A 22,686-nucleotide genomic window follows, 5' to 3' on the forward strand; every position below is an offset into this window, starting at 1 on the left:
TCATAAAACTGGTGTCCGGGCCACGAGACAAATTTTCCCCTTTGTCAAATTCCTGACAAAGGGCTATGTGTTGCTAAACGTGGAGGAGAGCGAGGCGCACGCGGCGCTATTTTCCAAAGCGCTTTGAATCCTACCTTCCCGCCTTTCGAGAGCTTTCCACTCTACAGGAGCACAGCATGGCCATTCGCACCGTCGTCTGGGGAGAGAATATTCACGAGAATACCAATGAGATCGTCCGCGGCATCTATCCCGAGGGCATGCACACGGCGATTGCCAATGCGCTGAATGCCGATCCGGCCATCTCGGCGGCGACGGCGACGCTGCAGGAGCCGGAGCATGGCCTTAGCGAAGCCCGGCTTGCCGAAACCGACGTGCTGACCTGGTGGGGCCACAAGGATCACGGCGCCGTCTCCGACGTCGTCGTCGAACGCGTCGCCAAGCGCGTCTGGGAGGGCATGGGCCTGCTGGTGCTGCATTCCGGTCATTTCTCCAAGATCTTCAAGCGGCTGATGGGCACGCCCTGCGCGCTGAAGTGGCGCGAGGCGGGCGAGCGCGAGCGGCTGTGGACGATCAATCCGCGCCATCCGATCGCCGCCGGCATCGGCGAGCATTTCGAGCTCGAGAACGAGGAAATGTACGGCGAGCAGTTCTCGGTGCCGGAGCCGCTGGAAACGGTGTTCATCTCCTGGTTCCAGGGCGGGGAAGTCTTCCGTTCCGGCCTGACCTGGCGCCGCGGCGCCGGCAACATCTTCTACTTCCGCCCCGGCCACGAGACCTATCCGACCTATCATGACGCCACCATCCAGAAGGTGCTGATCAATGGCGTCAAGTGGGCCTATAACCCTGAAGCGGCGTTGACTGCCATTACCGACGCTCCAAATGTGCCGGTAGAAAAGGCGCTGGAGCCGATCGTCGAACGCGGCCCGAGACTGCACCAGGCCGGCGAAGCCGGTTACCGCTGAGGAGCATTCATGCGACTACTCGTTCTTGGCACGGGCGTGATGGCGAAAAGCCAGCTCACCCACTTCAGCAAAATCGACGGCGTAACGGTGGTCGCCGCCGTCGACACCGATCCCGACCGGCTTTCCGCCTTCGCCGACAAGTTCGGCATCGAAAAGCGGTTTCTGTCGCTGGATGAGGCGATCGCCTGGGGTGAATTCGATGCGGCGACGAACATTACGCCCGACCGCATCCATCACCCGACGACGCTGGCGCTGATCGCAGCCGGCAAACATGTGCTCTGCGAGAAGCCGCTGGCGGAAAACTATCCGAAGGCGCTGGAGATGACGGAAGCGGCCGAAAAGGCCGGCATCATCAACATGGTCAACCTCACCTATCGCAATGTGGCGCCGCTTCAGCGCGCCCGCGAGATGGTGCTCGCCGGCGAGCTCGGCACGATCAAACATGTCGAGGCATCCTATCTGCAGAGCTGGCTCGTCTCGCGCGCCTGGGGCGACTGGCGCACGGAATCGACCTGGCTGTGGCGGCTGTCCACCGGCCATGGCTCGAACGGCGTGCTCGGCGATGTCGGCATCCACATACTCGATTTCGCCGCCTATGGCGCGGCGACCGACATCGATCATGTCTTTGCGCGGCTGAAGACCTTCAACAAGGCGCCGGGCGGCCAGATCGGCGAATATATGCTCGACGCCAATGACAGCTTCACCATGTCGGTCGATTTCGCCAACGGCGCGCTCGGCGTCATCCATGCCAGCCGCTGGGCGACGGGCCATCTTAATGAACTGAAGCTGCGCATCTACGGCGAGAAGGGCAGCCTCGAGGTCATACATCGCCCCGGCGGTTCCGAGTTGCGCGGCTGCCTCGGCGAAGATGCCGAGACCGCCACCTGGAGGGAGATCGAGGTGACGCCGGTGCCGACCAACTACCAGCGCTTCGCTGAGGCGGTAGCAAGCCGCATCCAGCCGGATCCCAATTTCCGCCACGCCGCCAACCTGCAGAAGGTTCTCGACCTCGCCATGGTCACCGAGCGTGAGCGGCGCGAGCTGAAGGTCTGATCCTGCTGGAGAAGGAGGCGGAGGAGCGAGACAAGCTGCATGAAAAGCATTCTCACAAGCTGGCCGCTTTGGGCGCTTCTTTCCGCCTGCTTCGCAGCGCTCACCGCGATTTTCGCAAAGGTCGGCGTCGAGAACGTCAATTCCGACTTCGCGACCTTCATTCGCACCATCGTTATCCTGATGGCGGCGGCAATCATGGTCTCCATATCAGGCAGTTGGCAGGAGCCGTCGTCGGTGTCGAGCAGGAGCTGGCTGTTCCTAGTGCTCTCCGGTCTTGCCACCGGCGCATCCTGGATTTGTTATTTCCGCGCCTTGAAGCTCGGTGATGCCGCCCGGGTGGCGCCTATCGACAAGCTGTCCGTCGTCTTCGTCTCTGTCTTTGCTGTGCTCTGCCTGGGTGAACGCCTGACGCTGTCGAACTGGCTCGGCGTCATCATGATTGCCGGAGGCGCCGTGCTCGTCGCCTACAGGGCTTGAACCGGCGACGGGCATGGGCGCGTTGGCGCAAGCAAACGAAAAAGGCCCCGCCGAAGCGGGGCTTGAGGTAGCCGAGCCGCCGCAGGCGGCTTCGACGATCTTATTATTCAATCACCTGCACCACGCGGTGGGTGCGGGGCTCGACGATCACACGGCGATCGTTGACGACGGTATAGGCATATTTCGGGTTGTCGGGCACCGGAGTGACGACGACATCAGCTGGAAGTGGCTTGCCGACGACGATCGGTTGTTCGACGACCACGCGAGAAGTCGGGGCCGGCTGTTGTTCGACATAGGTGACGACCTCGCGCGGCGGCGGATCGACGACAGCACCGACGACACCGCCGGCTATGCCGCCAACGGCGGCACCTACGGGGCCACCGACAATCGCGCCGGTGATGGCGCCGCCAGCCGCACCGGTGACGGCGCCGTCAGCAAGCGCGTTGGTGGCGAAAGACGAAAGCGCAAGGGCGCCGGAGACAAGTAGAATCTTGTACATTTTGCTTCTCCTTTGCTGGGGTTGCGTCTGGGTAACGACGCCGCCTGGCCGATGTTCCGGCAGGAGATTCACGCTTTGGAAGCCCGGTTCACATTCTGTGAGGCGGCTGAAATCGCCTCATTCCAGCCGCCGGCGGAAGAGCCAGGCGGCGGCGCTGAGCGTGACGCTGGCGATCAGCGCCAGCGGGATCGTCTGGTTTATCACCTCGCTCAAGGGGATGTCCTTGAGGAAAACGCCTTTGACGATCACCAGGAAATAGCGCAGCGGATTGATGAAGGTTATTGGCTGCAGCCAGCCCGGCATGTTCTCGATCGGGGTCGCGAAGCCGGAAAGCAGCATGGCCGGGACCATGAACAGGAAGGCGCCGAGGATCGCCTGCTGCTGCGTCATCGACAGCGCCGAGATGAAGAGGCCGAGGCCGGCGACCGAGCCGAGGTAGAAGATGGCGCTGCCGTAAAGCAGGAAGAGCGAGCCGCGCAGCGGCACCTCGAAGAGGAAGACGGCGGCCAGGATATAGACCGTGATGTGGAACAGGCCGATCATCATCGGCGGGATCAGCTTGCCGATCAGGATCTCGTGCAGGCGCAGCGGCGAGACCATCAGCTGATCGAAGGTGCCGAGCTCGCGCTCGCGGGCGATCGACAAGGCGGTGACGATCAGGCCGATCAAAAGCGCGATGCTGGCGATCAGGTTCGGGACCATGAACCACTGATAGGTGAGGTTGGGGTTGAACCAGTTGCGGGGCATGGTCGAAACCATCTCGGGGCCGGCGCGCCTGCCTGCCGGCGTCTCGGCGGCAAGGGCGGCGCTGATCTGCGAGAGGTAGCCGGCGACGATCTGCGAGGCATTGGAACGGCGGCCGTCGAGGATCACCTGCAGATCGGCCGGCGCTTTCGCCTCGATGTTGCGGGAGAAATCCGGGCCGATTTCGATCGCTGCGATCACCGCCTGGTTGTCGATTGCCACCTGAACTTCGGCCTGATTGGCGGCGATCTCGATAGTGCGAAAGGTCGGCGAGCCATCGATGCGCTCGATCAGTTCCTGGCCCCAGTGGCCGCTGTCGCGGTTGAAGATCATGACGTCAACATTGCGCACTTCGAGCGTGGCGGCATAGGAAAAGACCAGAAGCTGGACGATCGGCGGGCCGATCAGGATGGCGCGGCCCTTGGGGTCGCGCAGCACGGCGAGCAGTTCCTTGACGATGAGGGCGTAAAGCCTTGTCCATCCCATCTCAGCCGATCCTCTTTCGGGTGCTGCGCGCCGCGAGCACGAACATGATGGCGCCGATCGTCAGCATGACGGCAATGGCTTGAACGAACATCGGCCAGATGTCGCCGGCGAGGAACACCGTCTGCAGACTGGGGATCAGGTAACGCGCCGGCACGATGAAGGTGATCCACTGGATGATCTCAGGCATGGAGTTGATCTCGAACAGGAAGCCGGACAGCAGGAAGGCCGGCAGAAAAGCGGAGATCAGTGCCAGTTGCGAGGCGAGGAACTGGTTCTTCGTCGCCGTCGAGATCAACAGGCCTTGCCCCAGCGCCGGGATCAGAAAGGCGGCCGACAAGGCGTAAAGGGCGGCGGCGGAGCCGCGGAACGGCACGCCGAAGAGAAAGACGGCAAGCAGCACGCAGAGCGTCATCGAGGTGAGGCCGAGCAGGAAATAGGGTAGGATCTTGCCGGCGAGCAGCTCGACCGCGGTTACCGGCGTCGCCATCATCGCCTCCATCGTGCCGCGCTCCCATTCGCGGGCGACGACCAGCGAGGTCAGAAGCGTGCCGACCAGCGTCATCACGATGGCGATCGAGCCCGGCACGAGGAAGTTGCGGCTGGTCAGCTCCGGATTGAACCAGAAGCGCTGTTCGACCGCGATGGGGGGACCGGAGGAGGCGACATCCGCCTGCCTCTGCCGTTCCCAATTGGCAATGGCGCCCTGCGCATAATTCTGCACGAAGTTCGCGGTGTTCGGATCCGAGCCATCAACGATCACCTGGATGTCGGGCCGGTTGCCGGTGGTGTAGCGCGTGGTGAACTCGGCCGGAATGACGACGATGCCGCGCACCTTGCCGAGCACGAGGTCTTCCTCGAACAGGCGTCGGTCGCGGCCGATCGCCACATCGAAATAACGCGAAGCCTGGAAGCTGGCCGCGAGATCCTGCGTCAGCGGCGTCATCTCTTCCGCGATCAAGCCGATGCGGGTGCGGGTGGTATCGAGCGAGACGCCATAACCGAAGAGAAACAGTAGGATCAGCGGCAGCACGAAGGCGATGAGGATGCTGCTCGGGTCGCGGATCGCCTGAAAGCTTTCCTTGCGCACAAGGGCAAAGAGACGCCGAAGGCGGCCGCCGGATGTGTTCATGCCGCGTCCTCCGCTTCCGACTGCTGCACCAGCGCGATGAAGGCATCCTCCATCGTCGGGTCCGGCTGCTCTTCGGTCGCCACCCTGGCCTTCAATTCATCGGGCGAGCCGAGCGCGATCGAGCGGCCGCGATAGATCAGCGAGATGCGGTCGCAATATTCCGCCTCGTCCATGAAATGGGTGGTGACGAGCACGGTGACGCCCTTTTCGACCAATCCGTTGATATGCGTCCAGAACTCGCGCCGAGTGATCGGGTCGACGCCCGATGTCGGTTCGTCCAGGAACAGGGCGCGCGGTTCGTGCATGACGGCGCAGGCGAGCGCCAGGCGCTGCTTGAGGCCGAGCGGCAGATCCTTGGCGGCCTCGCGGCCATGGCGGCCGAAATCGAAGATATCGGCCATCAGCGCGATGCGCTCGCGTCTGTGCTGTCCGCGAAGGCCGTAGACGCCGGCGAAGAACTCAAGGTTCTGCATGACCGTGAGATCGCCATAGAGCGAGAATTTCTGCGCCATGTAGCCGAGCTGATTGCGCGCCTCGGCGGCATCGCGGCGAAGATCGAAACCGGCGACGCGGCCTTCGCCGCCGGTCGGCTTCAACAGGCCGCAGAGCATCTTGAAGGTGGTGGATTTGCCGGCGCCGTTCGGGCCGAGCAGGCCGAAGATCTCGCCGCGGCGGATGTCGAAGCTGATGTCCTCGGCGGCGGTGAAATCGCCGAAGCGTTTGGTGAGGCCCCGGGCCTCGATCACCGGCCGGTCGCCCTCGGCCTTCAGCGGTTCTTGCGCCTCGGCGAGCCTGGAGCGGCCGCCGGGGCCGCCGCCCAGCATATCGACAAAGGCATCCTCGAAGCGGGGCGTGGCGGCAGTGAGCGTTGCACTGCCGCCGGCAGTGTCGATATCGGGTTTCATGTCCTTTGCCGCAACGAGACGGATCGCTTCGCCCTGGATCACGCCGTCGATGACACCATTGGCTTCAAGGAGTTCGGCGAGCACCTGCCGGCGGCGACCTTTGACGCCGGATACTCTGAAGACCCGGTCGCTCATGCGCTCGGTCATCTCTTCGGGTTTGCCTGAAAAAAACAGCTTGCCCTGGTTCAGGAGCAGCACGTGGTCGCAGGCTTCGGCCTCGTCGAGGTAGGCGGTCGACCAGAGCACGCCGATACCTTCTCTCGTCAGGTTCTCGACCATCTTCCACAGGTCGCGCCGCGAAATCGGGTCGACGCCGACGCCCGGTTCGTCGAGCAGCAGCAGACGCGGCTTCTTCAGAAGCGCGCAGGCAAGGCCGAGCTTCTGCTTCATGCCGCCGGAGAGTTTGCCGGCCAGCCGGCCGGTGAAGCGTTTGAGATCGGTGAAGCTCAGCAATTCGTCGAAGGTGCTCGCGCGTTCGCTCTTCGGCAGGCCGCGCAGATCGGCGTAGAGATCGAGATTTTCCTGCACCGAGAGGTCTTCATAGAGGCCGAAGCGCTGCGGCATGTAGCCGATCGCCGCCTGGATGCCGGCGTCATTCTTCCTGGTGTCGAAGCCGAGAACCTCCACCGTTCCGCTGTCGGGCAGCATCAGCCCGGTCATCAGGCGGATCAGCGTCGTCTTGCCGGCGCCATCGGGGCCGACGAGGCCGGTGATCGCACCGCCGGCGATCGTGCCGGAGACTCTGTCAAGAGCAGGGGGAGCGTCGCCGAAACGTTTGGTGACGGCGTCGATCCGGACGAGCGGGCTGTCATCCCAACCTGTCTGGGAGGCGGTCTCGGCGGCGGTCATTGTCCGCCTGCCGCAGGCTGGGAAAGTCGCACGGTGACCGGCATGCCCTGGCGCAGATCCGGGCCGGGCTTGTCGATGACGATCCTCAGGCGATAGACGAGATCGGTCCTGAGCTCCGGCGTCTCCACTGATTTCGGCGTGAATTCGGCAACGGGCGAGATGAAGCCGATCGTTCCCTCGTAGGGCTTCTCCGGCGCCGTATCGGAGGCGACGGAGACCTTCATGCCGGGGTGGATGCGGCCGAGATCGGGCTCGGCGACATAGCTGCGCACCCAGACGGGCTCGGTCAGGGAGAGCACGAAGACGGTATCGGCCGGCGAGACGATCGCGCCGTTCTCGCGCACCCGGGAGAGGATGATGCCATCGTTCGGCGCGCGCAGCTCGGTGTCGGCGAGAGAGGTGCGGGCCGAGGCGAGCGTTGCCTCGGCGGCCTTCAGCTGGGCGTCGGCGGCGGCGATATCCTCGACGCGCGAGCCTTCCTCAAGCAGTTTCAACGCCTCATTGGCGGACTGGGAGCGGGCGGCGGCCATTGCCTTTGCGGCGGTCGCCTGATCGAGGCTCGCCTCGGAAATCGTGCCCTGCGGGCGAAGCTGGCGGGCGCGCTCATAGGCGAGGTTGGCATTTTCAAGATCGGCGAGGCTCTCGTCATAGGCGGCACGCGCCTGGGCGATTTCGGTCGGCCGCGGACCGGCCTTCAGCTTGTCGAGCGTTGCGCGAAGCGCTGCGGCATTGGCCTCGCCGGAGCGGACGGCGAACTCATAGGGCGCGGCGTCGAGCGTCGCCAGGACCTCGTCCCTCTTGACGACATCGCCCTCGTCGACGCGGAGTTCGGAGAGGCGGCCGCTGACGCGAAAGCCGAGCGAGACCTGGCGGATATCGACATTGCCGTAAAGGACGAATTCGCGGCGGGCTTCGGGCAGCCAGCCGAGCTTCTCCGGCACGCCGTACCACCATGCGGCAGCGCCGCCGGCGATAAGGATAAGGATGGCGAAGGGAAAGATGCGTTTCATGCTGCACCGCCTTTCGGCTGGCCGATGACATCGGCCAGTTCGGCGGCCAGGCGCCGCAGGATTTCCACCTGCTCGGGGCCAAAGGTCTCCCATTCCATTTGGGCGAGCACGGAAGCATGGGCGAAGCGGAAGATGAGGATGCTGCCGACGAGATTGAAGGTGCGCAGGCGCACATGTTCGGACGCCGGATCCTCGCGCAGAATGGCGCCGACGAGCCGGCGACCCATCTCGATCATCGGCCGCATGATGCCCTGATAGACCCGCCTGAAAGCTTCGGTCGGCTCCATCTGCTCTCGGATCAGAAAGCGGGCCCAGGGTTCGGATTCCTTCGCAACGAAGAGCGTCACCATGGTCTGGAGGACTTCGGTGAGGAAGGCGCGCGCCTGGGCTTCGCCGAGCGGTTCGCCGGCTGCATCGAGCGCCATCAGATGCGCGCCGATGCGCGCCCGCATGCCGCTGACATGGGCGTCGATCCGCGTCATCAGATATTCGGCGGTGGCGATGTAGAGGCCTTCCTTGCTGCCGAAATAATAGGGGATTGCCTGCAGGTTGACGCCGGCGGCCTCGGTCAGCTGGCGGGTCGAAGCGCCATCGAAGCCGTAGCGCCCGAATACGTCGAGAGCGGCCGTCAGCATCTTCTGGCGCGCGATCTCGGCGCGGGCGGAAGTGGGTGAGTTTTGGGTATCGTTGTTCTCTGTCATGACGGACTTATAACACCAACGCATAAATCAGTCAATCGAATGATATATTCGTGAACGCTGCGTTTTTTGACGGCAGGGAATTGATCCTTCGAGACAGTGTTAAGGGACGGGAGGATTGCCGGGCAGACCAAGCTTTCCTCCTCGGGCAGTCGGGATTTGCCTGGATGCGCCGGCAGGAAAAAGCAAAAGACGCCCGTGCAAACGGACCTCTAGGGATATGGGTGACTGCTAACAGTGGCGCTGCAGCGTCGCTGATTTCGACGATACTAATCAGTCTGGGCTCGTCCGCCACGGAACGACAATCCCGCTGTTTTTCTCGTTATACGCTCATTTTTTGACACAAAGCTGCCTTGCTCCTTCCGTATCGCCAGTGCGATGCGTATCCAAATCTATATTATCGCGCTCCTGCTGAGCGCCATTATGTGGTCGATCTCGTTCGACGCGGCGCGAGAATCCTATCATGCTGCCCAGAGTGCGGGATTGATGCCCAATTTGCACATCAACAAAAAGCTGGATCGCATTCTGTAGACTGCGAGCCAGCGTTCACATCATTGGCATTGCATGCTGGTCGCGGCGTCTCGGCCAGCGGAGGCGTTGCCGTGTGTCGGGGCGCTGTTCGGTCCTCAAATCTTGGAAAGCCGGAGAAAGTCAAATTTCGTAAAATTTGACCGATCCGCTTAAAAGCACTGCAAATCCTGGCGTGTAGAGTGGTCTCATGAAAGCGGCCGAGGCGTGGACAGACGCGTCGATCGTTTGGAGCCGGCCGGAGTGAAAGCCCGCCGATCCACAAATGGGGACTCGACATGCATAAAAAACTTGCCGCCATCGCCTTGACTTTGACCGTCACTGCCGCTGCCGGACCGGCCTTCGCCATCGGCCCCGCCAGCCTTGCACGCGACCTGATGCACACCTCCGCCATCGGCCACGCGCCCGAGGTTCCGCTGACGACGCGCGCCGGATTCGTACGGCCGGGTGTTCCCTTCGTTCTGCGCAGTCCGGCGGCGGTCGAAGGCGAAGATTACCAGCTCAAGACCTATGCGCAGAACCTGACGGTCGTCGTCGACTATATGTTTTCGAAGGCCGTCGAGGCGGTGCAGGCGGCTGCGCTTCTCCGTTAAAGCGCGTCGCAGCTTCAAAGCTGCCTGCGTCAGGCGTCAAGTTCGCTGCGCGCGTCGAGATACCAGTCGACGAAAGCCTTGACGCCGACCTCCAAGGTCGTATCCGGCTTGTATCCGGTCAGCGCGACGAGCAGGTCGGGGGCAGCGAAAGTGCGCGGCACGTCGCCCTTCTGCATCGCCAGCATCAGCCGAATCGCAGGCCGGCCGAGCGTCTTTTCAACCGTCTCGACAAAATCCATCAGGCTGACCGGCTGGCCGCCGCCGATATTGACGACGCGGAAGGGCGCTTGGCGCGAAAGCGTTTCGACAGCCGCGTCGTCGAGGCGATTTTCCTCGCCGGGCGGAATTGCCGACAATCTGACGATCGCTTCGACGAGATCATCGATATAGGTAAAATCACGGCTCATATTGCCTTCGCCGTAGATCTCGATCGGCTGGCCCTCGAGCATGTTCTTGGCGAATTTGAACAGCGCCATGTCGGGCCGGCCCCATGGGCCATAGACGGTAAAGAAGCGGAAGGCCGTCGTCGGAATCTTGTGAAGATGGGCATAGCTGTGCGCCATTAGTTCCATCGATTTCTTCGTCGCGGCGTAGATGGTCAGCGGCTCGTCGGCGCGATCGGTCTCGCGGAAGGGGACGGTCGCATTGGCGCCATAGATCGATGACGTCGAGGCCAGCATCAGATGGCGGACTTCGACCCGCCGGGCGATTTCCATGATGTTCCACGAGCCTTCGACGTTCGAATGGATATAGGCTTCAGGATTCTCCAGGCTGTAGCGGACGCCGGCCTGTGCGGCGAGGTGGATCAGGATGTCGGGATTGGCCGCGAGGACAGCCGCCTCCAACGCCGGCCGGTCCTCGAGCATCGCGATGACCGGTTTGAAGGCCGGAAACTGGGAGAGGGCCGCATGGCGCATCTCCTTGAGCTTGACGTTGTAATAGGGTGTGAGGCCGTCGAAGCCCGTTACCTCATGCCCCTCCTGCAGCAGGCGCCTGGCCAGATGAAAACCGATGAAACCGGCCGTCCCTGTAATGAAGTAGCGCATTCCCACCTTTTCTTGGCCCCTGCCGACGGCAAAGAGCCGATTCCGTATCGCGTGACCCCCCTTACAAGATAAGAAGAGGCCGAGTCGATAGGTCTTTAAGGGAGAAGGCTGCGACACCTATGCGGGTTTCACGGGCGTCGGCGCGGACTGCTTGGCGGATGCCATCGATTTTGCTCATCTGCCGGGATGAGCTTCGATCGTTATGCTGCGTTGCAACATGGCGGCCTGCATGTTATGCCCGCCCAGTCGTCGGCAAGTGGAATCAGGATCGATGCGAGATATAATCTATTGGATTCTCTGCGCATTTCTGACTCTTGCCATTGCCATCGTGTCGCTGCGCTATATCACGAACTTCTGGCTGTTGTCGTTTGTCTACAGCTTTCAGATTCATCTCGGGATCATCTTTGTTGCCGCTAGTCTCGTCATTCTGGCAATCAAGAGGCAGATCTTCGGCCTGGTTCTTCTGCTCGCCTCGCTTTTTCTCACCGCTCACGGTTTCGTCATGCTGCGCGAATTTGCACAGGATGACCAGCGGACGGGTGCCGCGCCGCTTTTCCGTCTGATCTCTTTCAACGTCGCGATCGACAATTGGAAGAACTCGACGGCCATCGCCGATATGGTGATTGCTTCGAACGCCGATATCGTCAATTTGCTGGAAGCCAAGCCGCTGACATTCCATCTGCAGCGATTGTTCAAGGCCTATCCCTACCATATCGGCTGCGACAACGGCAAAGATAGCTGTGATACGCTGGTCCTGTCCAAACGGCCGTTCGTGATGCGGCAGGTCGCAAGTATTGGCAGTCTCAGGAAAGACAGGCTGGTCGTCTCAAGCGTCGACTTCGGCGGCCAAGTCATCAATCTCGTGTCGGCGCATCTGTCCAAACCCTATTACGACGACTACCAGATGGGCGAACTGGACGACCTCGGCAAGGCGCTCCGTTCGCTCTCCGGCCCTCTGGTGCTTTCCGGCGACTTCAATTCGTCGGCGATCGCGCCCAGCATCCAGGGTCTTCTCCGCGAACAGAACCTCAAGACGCTTGCACCTGAACCGGCGACATGGCCAATCGCTGCCGGCGCCTTGGGGATCGCCATCGACCACATATTCGCGCGGGCGCCGCTTCGCCTGATCTCACTCAAACGTCTCGACGACAATCTCGGCTCGAACCATTCAGGTCTGATCGCCGAATTCGCGCTCGATCAGGAAACTTCACCGGTGAGGTGACGCATGCCGCAAGTCAGAATCTCGTTCGGCCGCCTTTCCGGTCGATCATCTGGAAGGTCTTGCCATCGGTTTTCACGCTGACGCAATCCTTCGACTTATTGGGAAACAGAACGCAGACCTGGCCGTTTTCTATCTTGTAGCCATTCTCGTTGCCCTCGCGATATTCGTAGCCGTTGCTGCTTTCTTTCAGCTCCGCCGTGCCCGGCAAGTGCTGGCGAATTTCGGTCTCGCTGGCAGCGCGCATATTCGCGGTCTGGGCGAACGCCGTAGCGGGCAGCATGAGTGAAAGAAATCCGGCGAGGGCGGGCAGGATACGCATCAGGGGATATCTCCGGTCATGTCTGTCGGCATCCTCATTCTACGAGAACCCCGTGAGGAAATTCAACAGCAATGCTGATCGAGCGGAACCGGCGGCGAGTTGTCGTGTGCCCGCCAGCCGTTGCAAAGCCGGCCTTACGTTCTTCCGAACTCGTCGACAATGCGGATGATGTCGTCCTCGCCGAGATAGGAGCCCGTCTGTACCTCGATGAGTTCGAGGAGGATTTTGCCGGGGTTGGCGAGACGATGGACTTCGCCGAGCGGAATGTAGACGCTTTCGTTCTCGCGCAGCATGCGCACATTCTCACCAACCGTCACTTCGGCCGTTCCCTTGACGACGACCCAGTGTTCGGAGCGGTGGTGGTGTTTTTGCAGCGAAAGCTTCTTGCCGGGCGTCACGAAGATGCGCTTCACTTGAAAGCGATCGCCGTTGAAGATGGAGGTATAGCCGCCCCAGGGGCGGTAGGACGTCGGATGCGTTTCGGTGAACTTCGCTGTCGCCGAAGAGGAAGCCAGCATCTTGACCAATTGTCCGACATTCTGGCTGTCCTTGAGCCGTCCGACGTAGACGGCGTCCTCGCTGGCGATGACGGCGACATCCTCCATGCCCTGGACGGCAAGATGCACGCCATGGGTCATGACCAGCGAATTACGGGTATTGACCACGGTCGTATTGGCCGCCGCGACATTGCCGTTATCGTCGCGTTTCCCCGATTTCCACACGGCATCCCAGCTGCCCATATCAGACCAGCGGAACGGCGAGGGGACGACCGCAGCCTTCGAAGTCTTTTCCATGATCGCATAATCGATCGATATGTCAGGGCTCTTGGCGAAATGGTCGGCATCGAGACGGGTGAAGTCGAGATCGCGGCTTGCCTTGGAAACAGCCTTGCTTGCGGCTTTGAGCACCTCCGGTGCATATTCCTGAAGTTCGGCAAGAAGTTCCGTTACCGGGAACATGAAGATGCCCGAATTCCAGTAAAAGCCGCCGTCGGCGAGCATCCGCTGGGCTTCTTCCAGCGCCGGTTTCTCGACGAAGCGGGTCACCTTGTGAGCGCCGTTCTCCAGCGCGTCGCCAATCTCGATATAGCCGTAACCCGTCGCCGGTTCGGTCGGGTTTATGCCGAAGGTGACAAGCCTGCCGTCGGCAGCCGCCTCGCGGGCGATGCGGATACAGTCGAAATAGCTTTTATCGGCGAGAATCTCGTGATCCGAAGCGAGCATCTGGATGATGGCATTCTTGCCGAAAAGATCGGCGGCCAGCGTCGCTGCGGCAGCGACCGCCGCGGCAGTGTTGCGGGCAACCGGTTCGAGCAGGACGGCGGCGAGCGGACGGGCGAGCTCGCGCGCCTGCTCGGCGACCAGAAAGCGGAAGTCTTCATTGGTGACGACGATCGGGGCTTCATAGAGCTCGGGATCGGAAACGCGATCGAGCGTATCCTGAAATAGCGTCTTATCGCCGACGAACTGGATGAATTGTTTCGGCGCGGTGGCGCGGGAAAGCGGCCAGAGGCGCGTGCCTTTGCCACCGGCCATGATCACGGGAACGATTTTCTGCGTCATAGGCGTGTTCCTTGAAATAAACGGCTTATTCGTCGCATGTTAGCGGGCGGCTGCCCAGCCTCTTATTCTGTCGAGCCCGCTGTGCAGCAGGGCGAGGGCGGCGGATTCGCTCCCTGCCTCCACGTAGCAGCGCATTTCCGGCGCATTGCCGGACGGGCGGAAATGGATGATGCCGCCATCTCTCAGTGTAACCCGAAGCCCATCGATATCGGATTTTGTCGCTACCGCGCCGATCGGCTGCAGGAAAGAGGCAAGGTTTTCATCCGAGGCGCGCAGATATTCCATCAATGCCGCGCTCGTCTCGACGGGGAAATTCTCCAGACGATCGGCGGCGGCAAAGGGCAGCTTATAGGAGGCGGCAATGACAGAAAGCGGTTGCCTGCGGGCGGCCGCCAGTGACAGGATTGCTAGCAGGGGAATGAAACAATCACGCGTCGGCAATGCGCGCAGGTTCTGGCCATTGACATCGAAGGTGGTTGCCGTCAGCAGACCACCATTGGCTTCAAAGCCCATGACGTGATCGTCGCCGGCGGCCACTGCCTCTTCCATGCCTGATATGACGAAGGGTGAACCGACACGCGTGCGCCTGATGGCGAAAGTGCCTGCGGCCTCGATGCCGGAATTGGAGGTCACGGGCGTCACCACCGTTCGGGCTCGCAAGAAGTTGGCTGCCACAAGGCCGAGAAAGTCGCCGCGCAAGGGCGTGCCGGTTTCATCCGCGACCAGGGGGCGGTCGCCGTCGCCGTCGGTCGAAACGATTGCATCGAATTTATGCTCGGAGACCCAGCGCCTCATCAGCGCGATCGTCTCGTCGGAAACGGCTTCGGTGTCGACCGGTATGAAACTCTCCGAACGGCCGAGGGCGATGATCTCGGCACTGTAATGGGCGAGAACGTCGATCAGGAGGTCGCGAGCGACCGTGCTGTGCTGGTAGACGCCGATCTTCAGCCCGGAGAGCGCACCTTGCGGAAGCAGGGCCGCATTGCGTTCGAAAAACAGCTGCCGGCAGATCGCCTCATGATCTTCTACCTTGGCCGGCGCCTCGACCAGGGCTTTGCCGCTTCGTTCGATCTCGGCTGCCTGTGCGATGATCGCCGCCTCGTCTGATTTGTCGATCTCGCCGTCCGGGCGATAGAATTTAATGCCGTTACGGTCTGCCGGGATATGCGAGCCCGTGACCATCAGGCAGGCGGCCTTGCTTTCGAGGCCATAAAGGGCGAGGGCCGGGGTCGGCACATTGCCGCAGTCGAAGACACGGAAACCGAGTGCCGTCAGCGCACCGGCGCAGTTCGCCGAGATTTCAGGGCTTGAATCCCGAAAGTCGCGTCCGATCAGAATGACGTCGCCGGCCCGTGCCTTGCCGGTCTCCAGCAGATATTTGCCGAACGCGGTGGCGTAGAGGGCGGAGGCGCGTCCCTTGAGTTCGACGGAAAGTCCGCGAAGGCCGCTCGTGCCGAATTTCATGTGAAGACAAGCTCCGATTGTCACGATCAAAGTTCTACTCAGCCCGCCAGCCGGCGTAAATACCGAAGCAGGCTTATAGTTAAACACGGACGGTGAAGTCACCAACAAGGTTTGCGCCCACTCGCCAGGTTTCGATGGTCGCCGCGAGACCGACAGCCATTGCGGCATCAGCCTATTTTGTTAGAACCGTGTATCCATTGTTTGTCCCATATCGAAGGTTTGCCGATGAGCGATACATCCGTCAGTCTCGAGGAGAGCTGGAAGTCCGCCCTCGAGGGGGAGTTCTCAAGCCCCTACATGCAGCAGCTCAAATCCTTCCTGGTCGCGCAGAAGCAGGTCGGAAAACGGATATTTCCCAAAGGCAGCGAATATTTCCGTGCTCTTGACCTGACACCGATCGCCAACGTCAAGGCCGTCATCCTCGGTCAGGATCCCTATCACGGGCTAGGGCAGGCGCATGGATTATGTTTCAGCGTCCGGCCGGGCGTGCGCATACCGCCCTCGCTCGTCAATATCTACAAGGAGATGGAGGCGGATCTTGGTATAGTGCCGGCGCGTCACGGTTTTCTCGAGCATTGGGCGCGGCAGGGCGTGCTGCTGCTGAACAGCGTGCTGACAGTCGAGGAAGGACAGGCGGCTGCCCATCAGGGCAAGGGGTGGGAACGCTTCACCGATGCCGTCATCCGCAAGGTCAACGACGAATGCGAATCCGTCGTCTTCATGCTCTGGGGTTCTTATGCCCAGCGCAAGGCCGCCTTCGTCGATACGGCGCGGCATATGGTGCTCAAAGCGCCGCATCCGTCGCCGCTTTCGGCCCATAATGGCTTTTTTGGCTGCAAGCATTTTTCCAAGGCGAATGCCTTCCTGCAGTCCCGCGGGCGCGCACCGATCGACTGGCAGTTGCCGGTCGATCCTCACGGCTCTTAAGTGAACGCACTTGGATCAGCGTTCACAAAAAAGAGACAATGCGTTTTGGTCTGGACGTCTATACCGGAGGCCTGACCGAGCGCATTTATGATCCATCGAAAGCCCGCAAGCGGCGGGCGAGAAAGGGGTCTCACATGCTCGATCAGATCAAGGGTCTGCACCACGTCACGTCGATGGCGGAGGACGCCCGCACCAACAATCAGTTCTTTACCCATGCGCTCGGCCTTCGCCGCGTCAAGAAGACGGTGAATTTCGACGCTCCCGATGTCTATCATCTCTATTATGGCGACGAGACCGGTGCGCCCGGCACGATCATGACCTATTTCCCCTTCCCGAAGATGGCACAGGGCCGGCCCGGCACCGGTGAAGTGGGTACGACCGTGTTTTCGGTTCCGCAAGGTTCGCTCGGCTTCTGGAACGATCGCTTTGCCGCACACGGCGTCGGCGGCCTGAAGACCGATGAAAGCTTCGGCGAAAAGCGGTTGAACTTCTCCGGTCCCGATGGCGACGGCTTTGCGCTCGTCGAGGTCAGGGACGATGGCCGCCAGCCGTGGACGCATGGCGGCATCAGCGAGGATTATGCCATTCGCGGCTTTCACTCCGTCGCCATGCGGCTGCGGGATGACGGCGCCACAGCCGAACTGCTGAAGTTCATGGGCTATGAAGTCGCCGAGGAACGGGACGGGGTCACACGGCTGATCAAGCCTGACGGCAACGGTGCGCATCTCATCGATCTCGAGACGATGCCGAATATTGCCCGCGCGCTTCCCGGCGCCGGCTCCGTCCACCATGTCGCCTTCTCGGTCGAAAACCGTGAAAAGCAGCTCGAAGTGCGCAAGGCGCTGATGGACACCGGCTATCAGGTGACCCCGGTGATCGACCGCGATTATTTCTGGGCAATCTATTTCCGTACGCCGGGTGGCGTTCTGTTCGAGGTTGCGACCAATGAACCCGGCTTCGACCGCGACGAGGATACGGCCCATCTCGGCGAAGCTCTGAAGCTGCCGCAGCAGCACGCCCATCTTCGAGCGCTGCTTGAACAGCATTTGCAGCCGCTGGAAGCGTAAGGAGGGCGGCATGACCGACACCGGATATGTGCACCGGCTGCATGCCGGCGCACCTGGCAAACCAATTCTGATCGTGTTGCACGGTACCGGCGGCGACGAAAACCAGCTGTTTGATTTCGGCCGACAGCTGCTGCCGGAAGCGACGGTTGTTGCTCCGCGCGGCGATGTTTCCGAACACGGTGCTGCGCGGTTCTTCCGGCGCAGCGGTGAAGGGGTCTACGACATGGCCGACCTTTCAAGGGCGACGGAGAAGATGGCCGCCTATGTCAAAGCATTCGCTGACGAGTCCCAGGCTTCCCATATTTTCGGCCTGGGCTTTTCGAACGGCGCCAACATTCTTGCCAACGTGCTGATCGAGAAGGGTATCTTCGACCTGGCGGTGTTGATGCACCCGCTCATTCCGTTTCAACCGGAAGCCCATTCGACGCTTGCGGGAAGAAAGGTGCTGGTGACGGCCGGGCGGCGGGATCCGATCGCCCCGATGGCCGTGACCGAAGCATTGTCGCAACACCTGAAAGACCGCGGCGCCGAGGTAGGCACAATCTGGCATCCCGGTGGCCATGAGATCGCGCCGCTCGAAATCGATGCAATTCGCGATTTCTTCAGCGGCTATTGATCGATTGCGCCGCCAATCGGCGACGGCTGAATTGCGGGGCTGGTGAAAACCGGTCCCGCATCTCGGCTCAAACGACGACTTGGCAACGCCAATAGAGATGCCACCAAAAGTGCTCTAACTCTTTAATTGAGAATAGGATTCAGATGTTGGGCCAACCTAGGGACGAGGAGGATATTTGCCCCTGATTGCCTTCATATAAAAATTCCCCGGTGACTCAGCCATCGTCAAGCCGACGACGACGCCTTTGGGAACCCCTTCATATTCTCGCCTCTGACCGTTGGTCAGATAGACCCGTAGATGCCGGCTGTCTTCGTCGTAGGCGATCGCCTGGATAAGTTTCGAATCAACCGCAGTTTCCACTTTGCACCCCGCAGTTTTGGATCTGAGATATTCTTGCTCAAGAATGTCATTCGCGCTCGCAACGCACCATCTTTATGCTGTGTCGCAAGGTCGTCAAGCGGGATCTGCTTTAACGTTCATTTTTTCCTGCGGTCTCTCGTTTTAGTTGATTAATACAGCTTTTTCGAAGGCCACGCCTGTGGAAAATTGACAGTCTCCGGTTCTTTCAGGCGCAGAAGTATTGCGTGACGCAGCGAAATTACGAAGAAACTGGTAAAGAAACACAAGCTTAGCCAACTGTTAACCAGAATATATTAAGAGACGTGGAAATATTAAACGAAACATCTTCTCGACTATGGATCAATACGACGTGCCCTTGTTCGTGGCAGCCGTTTGGCTATGCCCGCAGAGCGGCGTGAGGAGCCTTGGCCACGTGCCGCCGACAACCGACCGGCGGGCGAGATTCCTCGCATTCTTGTCGGTCCATCGCGACGCGAAAATCGTTCAAGCGCTTGGCGCCCAGATGGTGACCGCTCAGGAGACTCTTGCGCTTTCCATCGGGCGCGACGAGGATGGACGATCATCATTGCCCGATGTGCTGGACGCGGAGCGTTCGGCCGCGACCAGCCAGGCGAGCCTGGCGCAGGCGCTTCAGCAAAACGGCGATGGGTCCGTCGTTTTGAATGTGGCAATAGGTTCCGGCTACAATGTCGATCGCCGCGATCAGGCCAACTTCTTATGAACACTAACTTCGTGCCGTTGCGGCGATGGGTGAGAAATGGATCAGTTCCGACAGCCCGCCACGCGGCCGGGTTTCACAAATGGGTTACATGTTTAACTATCTCGTCCCGTGGCGACAACAGATACCGATACTGACTGGCAGCCATAAAAAGCGTGAACGGCTGACATTTGCCGAAGGCGATTTCGCCGCGGTCTATGCGATGAGCGATGTCCACGGATGTTATAGCGAACTCGTCGAGGCGCATCGCCGCATCGAAGCGGATGCCGAGCGCATTCCGGGGCCGAAACTCATTCTCCTGCTCGGCGATTATGTCGATCGCGGGCCGGATTCGAGCGCCGTGCTGGAATTCCTGAGCAAGCCGCCGCCGCCGGGATTTCAGCGTCTCGCCCTGTGCGGCAATCACGATGCGGAACTGGTGAAGCTCTATCGCAAGCCGACGCGCCTTCTTGAATGGCTTGGTTTTGCCGGGACGGAGACGCTGAATTCATACGGCATCGACATCGAGCATCTGCTGCAATCGGCGGCTGGACACGAAATGATCGCCCGCGTCATTCACAACATGATACCGAAGCGGCATATCCAATTCCTGGAATCGCTGCCGATCATGGTGCAGATGGGAAGGGTTGTCTTTGTCCATGCGGGCATCAGACCCGGCATCGATCTCAAGAGACAAAAGGACAGCGACCTTATGTGGATCCGCCAGCCCTTTCTGGACGAGGGGCCGCAGCTTCCTTTCCTCGTGATTCATGGACACACCCCGGCGCGGATCCCGACATTCGGTCCGCAACGCATCGGTATCGACACCGCTGTTTCGGCGACGGGCCGCCTGACCGTGCTGACGATCAAAGGGACGCGGGTCGGACTGCTGTAGAACAGGAGGGACTGGTGCGTGCGATAATCGCTTGCGGTGTTCGACGACGCGCTTTCGCCGGTTTTTCACCCATGTCGTTGTCCCGGGCCACTGCAGGCTTCCGCACGTCATGGATAAAAAACGCCGCGGAATCTATGTTCCGCGGCGTCAGGATGTCAGATCTCAGCAGACCTTATCAGGAGTTGGTCGTTTCCTGGAAGAGATTGGTGCCGATGCCGGTGTAGGTGAAGCCGTGTTTACGGACCTCGTCGCTGCGGTAGATATTGCGCAGATCGACCAGGACCGGAGCCCGCATCGACTGCTTCAGCCGGTTGAAATCGAGCGCGCGGAACTGGTTCCATTCGGTGACGATGACCAGCGCGTCCGCGCCAGCGGCTGCTTCATAGGGGCCGCTCGCATACTCGATATTCTCGATGACCTTGCGGGCGTTCTCCATGCCCTCGGGATCGTAGCCGACCACCTGAGCTCCATTGTCCTGCAAGGTCTGGATGATGGCGATTGCCGGGCTGTCGCGCATGTCGTCGGTGTTCGGCTTGAAGGTCAGGCCGAGGATCGCGATCTTCTTGCCGCGAATGTCGCCGCCGACCGCCGAAATCACCTTGCGTCCCATCGCCCGCTTGCGGTTGTCGTTGATCGAGATCGTCGTCTCGATGAGACGGACCGGCGCGTCGAAATCCTGCGCGGTCTTGGCCAGGGCCAGCGTATCCTTGGGGAAGCACGAGCCGCCGTAACCAGGGCCGGCGTGCAGGAACTTGGCGCCGATACGGCCGTCGAGACCGATGCCGCGCGAAACGTCCTGGACATTTGCATCAACCCGTTCGCAGAGATCGGCGATCTCGTTGATGAAGGTGATCTTCATCGCGAGGAAGGCGTTGGCGGCATATTTGATCAGCTCGGAGGTGCGGCGGGAAGTGAAGACCAGCGGCGCCTGGTTGAGATAAAGCGGACGATAGACTTCGGTCATGGCTTCGCGCGCCCGGTCGTCGTTCAGACCGACGACGATGCGGTCGGGGCGCTTGAAATCTTCGATCGCCGCGCCCTCGCGGAGAAACTCGGGATTGGAAACGACGGCGACATCGGCGGTCGGATTGGTTTCGCGGATTATGCGTTCAACCTCATCCCCGGTTCCAACCGGTACCGTCGACTTGGTGACGACGACGGTGAAGCCTTCTACGTAGGTCGCGATCTCGCGTGCCGCCGCATAGACGTAGGAGAGATCGGCATGGCCGTCGCCGCGCCGGGAGGGCGTGCCGACCGCGATGAACACGACGTCGGCGCCACGAACGCTTTCGCCGACATCCGTCGAAAAGGACAGGCGGCCGGTGCTGGTGTTTTCGGCGACCAGTTGATCGAGACCTGGCTCGTAAATCGGAATGCGGCCTTCGCGAAGGGCCTCGATCTTACCCAGATCCTTGTCGACGCAGATGACGTCGTGGCCGAAATCCGCAAAGCAAACGCCTGAAACGAGGCCGACATAGCCTGATCCAATCATCGTGATGCGCATATTTCCCTCAAATCATTAGAGTAGAACGTCATGCTGCGTCGCAGCATGGCCCCCGTCATACTTAATCTGGGCGAAAAGACAACATCGAAGATCGCCTAGTGGCCCAAATCGGAATTCCAACTCAGGGCGCTGCGACCCGCGCCAGCTGCCCTGTCGACAGCAAAAACATAGGTTTGTGTGGAAGATATGACAAGTCGAGCCGCGCATCGGAGCCTGCTCGACTTCAACCCGGAACGGGTGGATTTAATTTATTTAGATGTGGGCATTGCGGGCTAAGGCACTTCACGGCTTTGCCGGAATTTCCCCAGCCGTGCCCGTTTTTACAGGCGATACCAGACGTAGGGGTCGGTATCCGATTGAATTTTGTCCCAGCGCAGATCGGTATCGCGCCAGTTCTTGATGCTGCTTTTCCTGTTGTCGAGCACCAGGTCGCCCTTGTCGGTTCTGACCACAAGGACGGCGTGTCCTTCGCCGGAGGGGGTGTACGCCGTCGCAATTCGCAAAGCGCGCGACGACCAGCCCATTGCCATCAGCCGGCTGCGCTTGGTCAGCGCAAAATCCTCACAGTCGCCGCTGCGGACGTTCACCTTCCAGACATCGCCGTTCAGTTCGTTGCGCGGATCGTTCCTGCCGATCATCGTACGATTGACGGAGTTGTTCACATCCTTCAGCTCCAGCATTTCCTTGTCAGTCAGCGCCAAGACCGACAAACCATTGTTGTCGCGGCATTCGGTAGGGTTCTGGGCGCAGAACAGCACCTGGGCGAAGGGCGGAATGATCGTTCCTTTTTCAGAGATATAACTCACTGCCGAACCGCTGGTCAGGCCGCGGGCGAAACCTGCGGGGCCGGCGGCAAGTGAAGAGCAGGCATTCGCTGCTGTAAAAGCCAGTGCCAGAAGTGTAACGAACGTCTTCTTCATCTCTTAATCCCCGTTCAGGGCAACCGATTGAGATCAGGCTTGCCTTTTTTCTCAGTCAATGGCATGGCGGATTAGTGATCTGCCAAGTATTGGGCACAGAACGTCTGTCCCGTTTCTGCTGCTTGAAGGAGCATAATCGGGGCCGGTCTCGATT

The 22,686-nt window shown here is 60.7% G+C and carries 23 protein-coding genes; 10 read left to right on the plus strand and 13 right to left on the minus strand.

Annotation, left to right across the window (positions count from 1 at the left end):
* Positions 1-176 precede the first annotated feature (176 nt).
* From A7X77_RS21510 to A7X77_RS21520, 3 genes are read left to right on the plus strand one after another with little or no spacing between them, the layout of a single operon-like run.
* Entirely contained in the window at positions 177-962 is a 786-nt protein-coding gene (locus tag A7X77_RS21510; RefSeq protein ID WP_064684864.1) for a ThuA domain-containing protein, read from the plus strand.
* A 9-nt stretch (positions 963-971) separates the two neighbouring features.
* A complete protein-coding gene (locus A7X77_RS21515; RefSeq protein ID WP_064684865.1) occupies positions 972-2,015 on the plus strand; it encodes a Gfo/Idh/MocA family protein in 1,044 nt (347 codons plus the stop codon).
* Between the two features lie 39 nt (positions 2,016-2,054).
* On the plus strand, positions 2,055-2,492 hold the full coding sequence (locus tag A7X77_RS21520; RefSeq protein WP_064684866.1) for an EamA family transporter: 438 nt from the start codon (positions 2,055-2,057) through the stop codon (positions 2,490-2,492).
* A gap of 103 nt (positions 2,493-2,595) precedes the next feature.
* On the opposite strand, the gene A7X77_RS21525 is transcribed toward A7X77_RS21520, so the two are convergent.
* The 6 genes from A7X77_RS21525 to A7X77_RS21550 form a co-directional block, all read right to left on the minus strand.
* The gene (locus tag A7X77_RS21525; RefSeq protein WP_064684867.1) at positions 2,596-2,991 is read right to left on the minus strand and encodes a DUF1236 domain-containing protein; all 396 of its coding nucleotides are present in this window, start codon (positions 2,989-2,991) and stop codon (positions 2,596-2,598) included.
* Between the two features lie 117 nt (positions 2,992-3,108).
* The gene (locus A7X77_RS21530; protein WP_064684868.1) at positions 3,109-4,221 is read right to left on the minus strand and encodes an ABC transporter permease; all 1,113 of its coding nucleotides are present in this window, start codon (positions 4,219-4,221) and stop codon (positions 3,109-3,111) included.
* A 1-nt stretch (position 4,222) separates the two neighbouring features.
* Positions 4,223-5,350 (minus strand): ABC transporter permease, encoded by a 1,128-nt coding sequence (locus A7X77_RS21535; protein ID WP_064684869.1) that lies wholly within the window; start codon positions 5,348-5,350, stop codon positions 4,223-4,225.
* Positions 5,347-7,104: an ATP-binding cassette domain-containing protein gene (locus A7X77_RS21540; protein WP_064684870.1), complete on the minus strand. Its 1,758-nt coding sequence runs from the start codon at positions 7,102-7,104 to the stop codon at positions 5,347-5,349. Before A7X77_RS21540 ends, A7X77_RS21535 begins: the two co-directional genes overlap by 4 nt.
* A complete protein-coding gene (gene hlyD / locus A7X77_RS21545) occupies positions 7,101-8,114 on the minus strand; it encodes a secretion protein HlyD (protein ID WP_064684871.1) in 1,014 nt (337 codons plus the stop codon). Before hlyD ends, A7X77_RS21540 begins: the two co-directional genes overlap by 4 nt.
* Complete coding sequence (locus A7X77_RS21550; RefSeq protein WP_064684872.1) at positions 8,111-8,815, minus strand: CerR family C-terminal domain-containing protein; 705 nt, start codon at positions 8,813-8,815, stop codon at positions 8,111-8,113. The genes hlyD and A7X77_RS21550 overlap by 4 nt, the downstream gene beginning before the upstream one ends.
* 803 nt (positions 8,816-9,618) lie before the next feature.
* On the opposite strand from A7X77_RS21550, the gene A7X77_RS21555 reads away from it, so the two are divergent.
* The gene (locus A7X77_RS21555) at positions 9,619-9,933 is read left to right on the plus strand and encodes a hypothetical protein (protein ID WP_064684873.1); all 315 of its coding nucleotides are present in this window, start codon (positions 9,619-9,621) and stop codon (positions 9,931-9,933) included.
* 29 nt (positions 9,934-9,962) lie between these two features.
* Here A7X77_RS21555 and A7X77_RS21560 read toward each other — a convergent pair whose 3' ends face one another.
* Positions 9,963-10,979 (minus strand): NAD-dependent epimerase, encoded by a 1,017-nt coding sequence (locus A7X77_RS21560; RefSeq protein WP_064684874.1) that lies wholly within the window; start codon positions 10,977-10,979, stop codon positions 9,963-9,965.
* Positions 10,980-11,250: 271 nt separating this feature from the next.
* Here A7X77_RS21560 and A7X77_RS21565 point away from each other — a divergent pair, with 271 nt between their 5' ends.
* Positions 11,251-12,201 carry an endonuclease/exonuclease/phosphatase family protein gene (locus A7X77_RS21565; RefSeq protein WP_064684875.1) on the plus strand — a complete coding sequence of 317 codons (951 nt, stop codon included), beginning with the start codon at positions 11,251-11,253 and terminating at the stop codon, positions 12,199-12,201.
* A gap of 13 nt (positions 12,202-12,214) precedes the next feature.
* On the opposite strand, the gene A7X77_RS21570 is transcribed toward A7X77_RS21565, so the two are convergent.
* The 3 genes from A7X77_RS21570 to A7X77_RS33580 all read right to left on the minus strand — a co-directional run bounded on the left by A7X77_RS21570 (position 12,215) and on the right by A7X77_RS33580 (position 15,546).
* Entirely contained in the window at positions 12,215-12,520 is a 306-nt protein-coding gene (locus A7X77_RS21570; protein WP_064684876.1) for a hypothetical protein, read from the minus strand.
* A 134-nt stretch (positions 12,521-12,654) separates the two neighbouring features.
* A complete protein-coding gene (locus A7X77_RS33575) occupies positions 12,655-14,082 on the minus strand; it encodes a mannose-1-phosphate guanylyltransferase/mannose-6-phosphate isomerase (RefSeq protein WP_064684877.1) in 1,428 nt (475 codons plus the stop codon).
* A gap of 39 nt (positions 14,083-14,121) precedes the next feature.
* The gene (locus A7X77_RS33580; protein WP_064684878.1) at positions 14,122-15,546 is read right to left on the minus strand and encodes a phosphomannomutase; all 1,425 of its coding nucleotides are present in this window, start codon (positions 15,544-15,546) and stop codon (positions 14,122-14,124) included.
* A gap of 225 nt (positions 15,547-15,771) precedes the next feature.
* Here A7X77_RS33580 and ung point away from each other — a divergent pair, with 225 nt between their 5' ends.
* From ung to A7X77_RS21595, 3 genes are all read left to right on the plus strand, one after another.
* Positions 15,772-16,473, plus strand: coding sequence for a uracil-DNA glycosylase (gene ung / locus A7X77_RS21585; RefSeq protein WP_037140873.1), 702 nt, complete (start codon positions 15,772-15,774; stop codon positions 16,471-16,473).
* 134 nt (positions 16,474-16,607) lie between these two features.
* Complete coding sequence (locus A7X77_RS21590; RefSeq protein ID WP_064684947.1) at positions 16,608-17,540, plus strand: VOC family protein; 933 nt, start codon at positions 16,608-16,610, stop codon at positions 17,538-17,540.
* Between the two features lie 10 nt (positions 17,541-17,550).
* On the plus strand, positions 17,551-18,156 hold the full coding sequence (locus A7X77_RS21595; protein WP_064684879.1) for an alpha/beta hydrolase: 606 nt from the start codon (positions 17,551-17,553) through the stop codon (positions 18,154-18,156).
* Between the two features lie 156 nt (positions 18,157-18,312).
* On the opposite strand, the gene A7X77_RS21600 is transcribed toward A7X77_RS21595, so the two are convergent.
* On the minus strand, positions 18,313-18,516 hold the full coding sequence (locus tag A7X77_RS21600) for a KTSC domain-containing protein (RefSeq protein ID WP_080710989.1): 204 nt from the start codon (positions 18,514-18,516) through the stop codon (positions 18,313-18,315).
* A gap of 502 nt (positions 18,517-19,018) precedes the next feature.
* Between A7X77_RS21600 and A7X77_RS34065 the strand changes: the two genes are divergently transcribed.
* Entirely contained in the window at positions 19,019-19,237 is a 219-nt protein-coding gene (locus A7X77_RS34065) for a hypothetical protein (RefSeq protein WP_245293778.1), read from the plus strand.
* Positions 19,238-19,316: 79 nt separating this feature from the next.
* Complete coding sequence (locus tag A7X77_RS21610) at positions 19,317-20,108, plus strand: metallophosphoesterase (RefSeq protein WP_064684882.1); 792 nt, start codon at positions 19,317-19,319, stop codon at positions 20,106-20,108.
* A gap of 175 nt (positions 20,109-20,283) precedes the next feature.
* Here A7X77_RS21610 and A7X77_RS21615 read toward each other — a convergent pair whose 3' ends face one another.
* Both A7X77_RS21615 and A7X77_RS21620 read right to left on the minus strand, forming a co-directional pair.
* Positions 20,284-21,612 (minus strand): UDP-glucose dehydrogenase family protein, encoded by a 1,329-nt coding sequence (locus A7X77_RS21615; protein ID WP_064684883.1) that lies wholly within the window; start codon positions 21,610-21,612, stop codon positions 20,284-20,286.
* Positions 21,613-21,932: 320 nt separating this feature from the next.
* The gene (locus tag A7X77_RS21620; protein WP_064684884.1) at positions 21,933-22,532 is read right to left on the minus strand and encodes a transglutaminase-like cysteine peptidase; all 600 of its coding nucleotides are present in this window, start codon (positions 22,530-22,532) and stop codon (positions 21,933-21,935) included.
* Between the last annotated feature and the right edge of the window lie 154 nt (positions 22,533-22,686).

Source organism: Rhizobium bangladeshense (assembly GCF_001662075.1).
Taxonomy (GTDB): domain Bacteria; phylum Pseudomonadota; class Alphaproteobacteria; order Rhizobiales; family Rhizobiaceae; genus Rhizobium; species Rhizobium bangladeshense_B.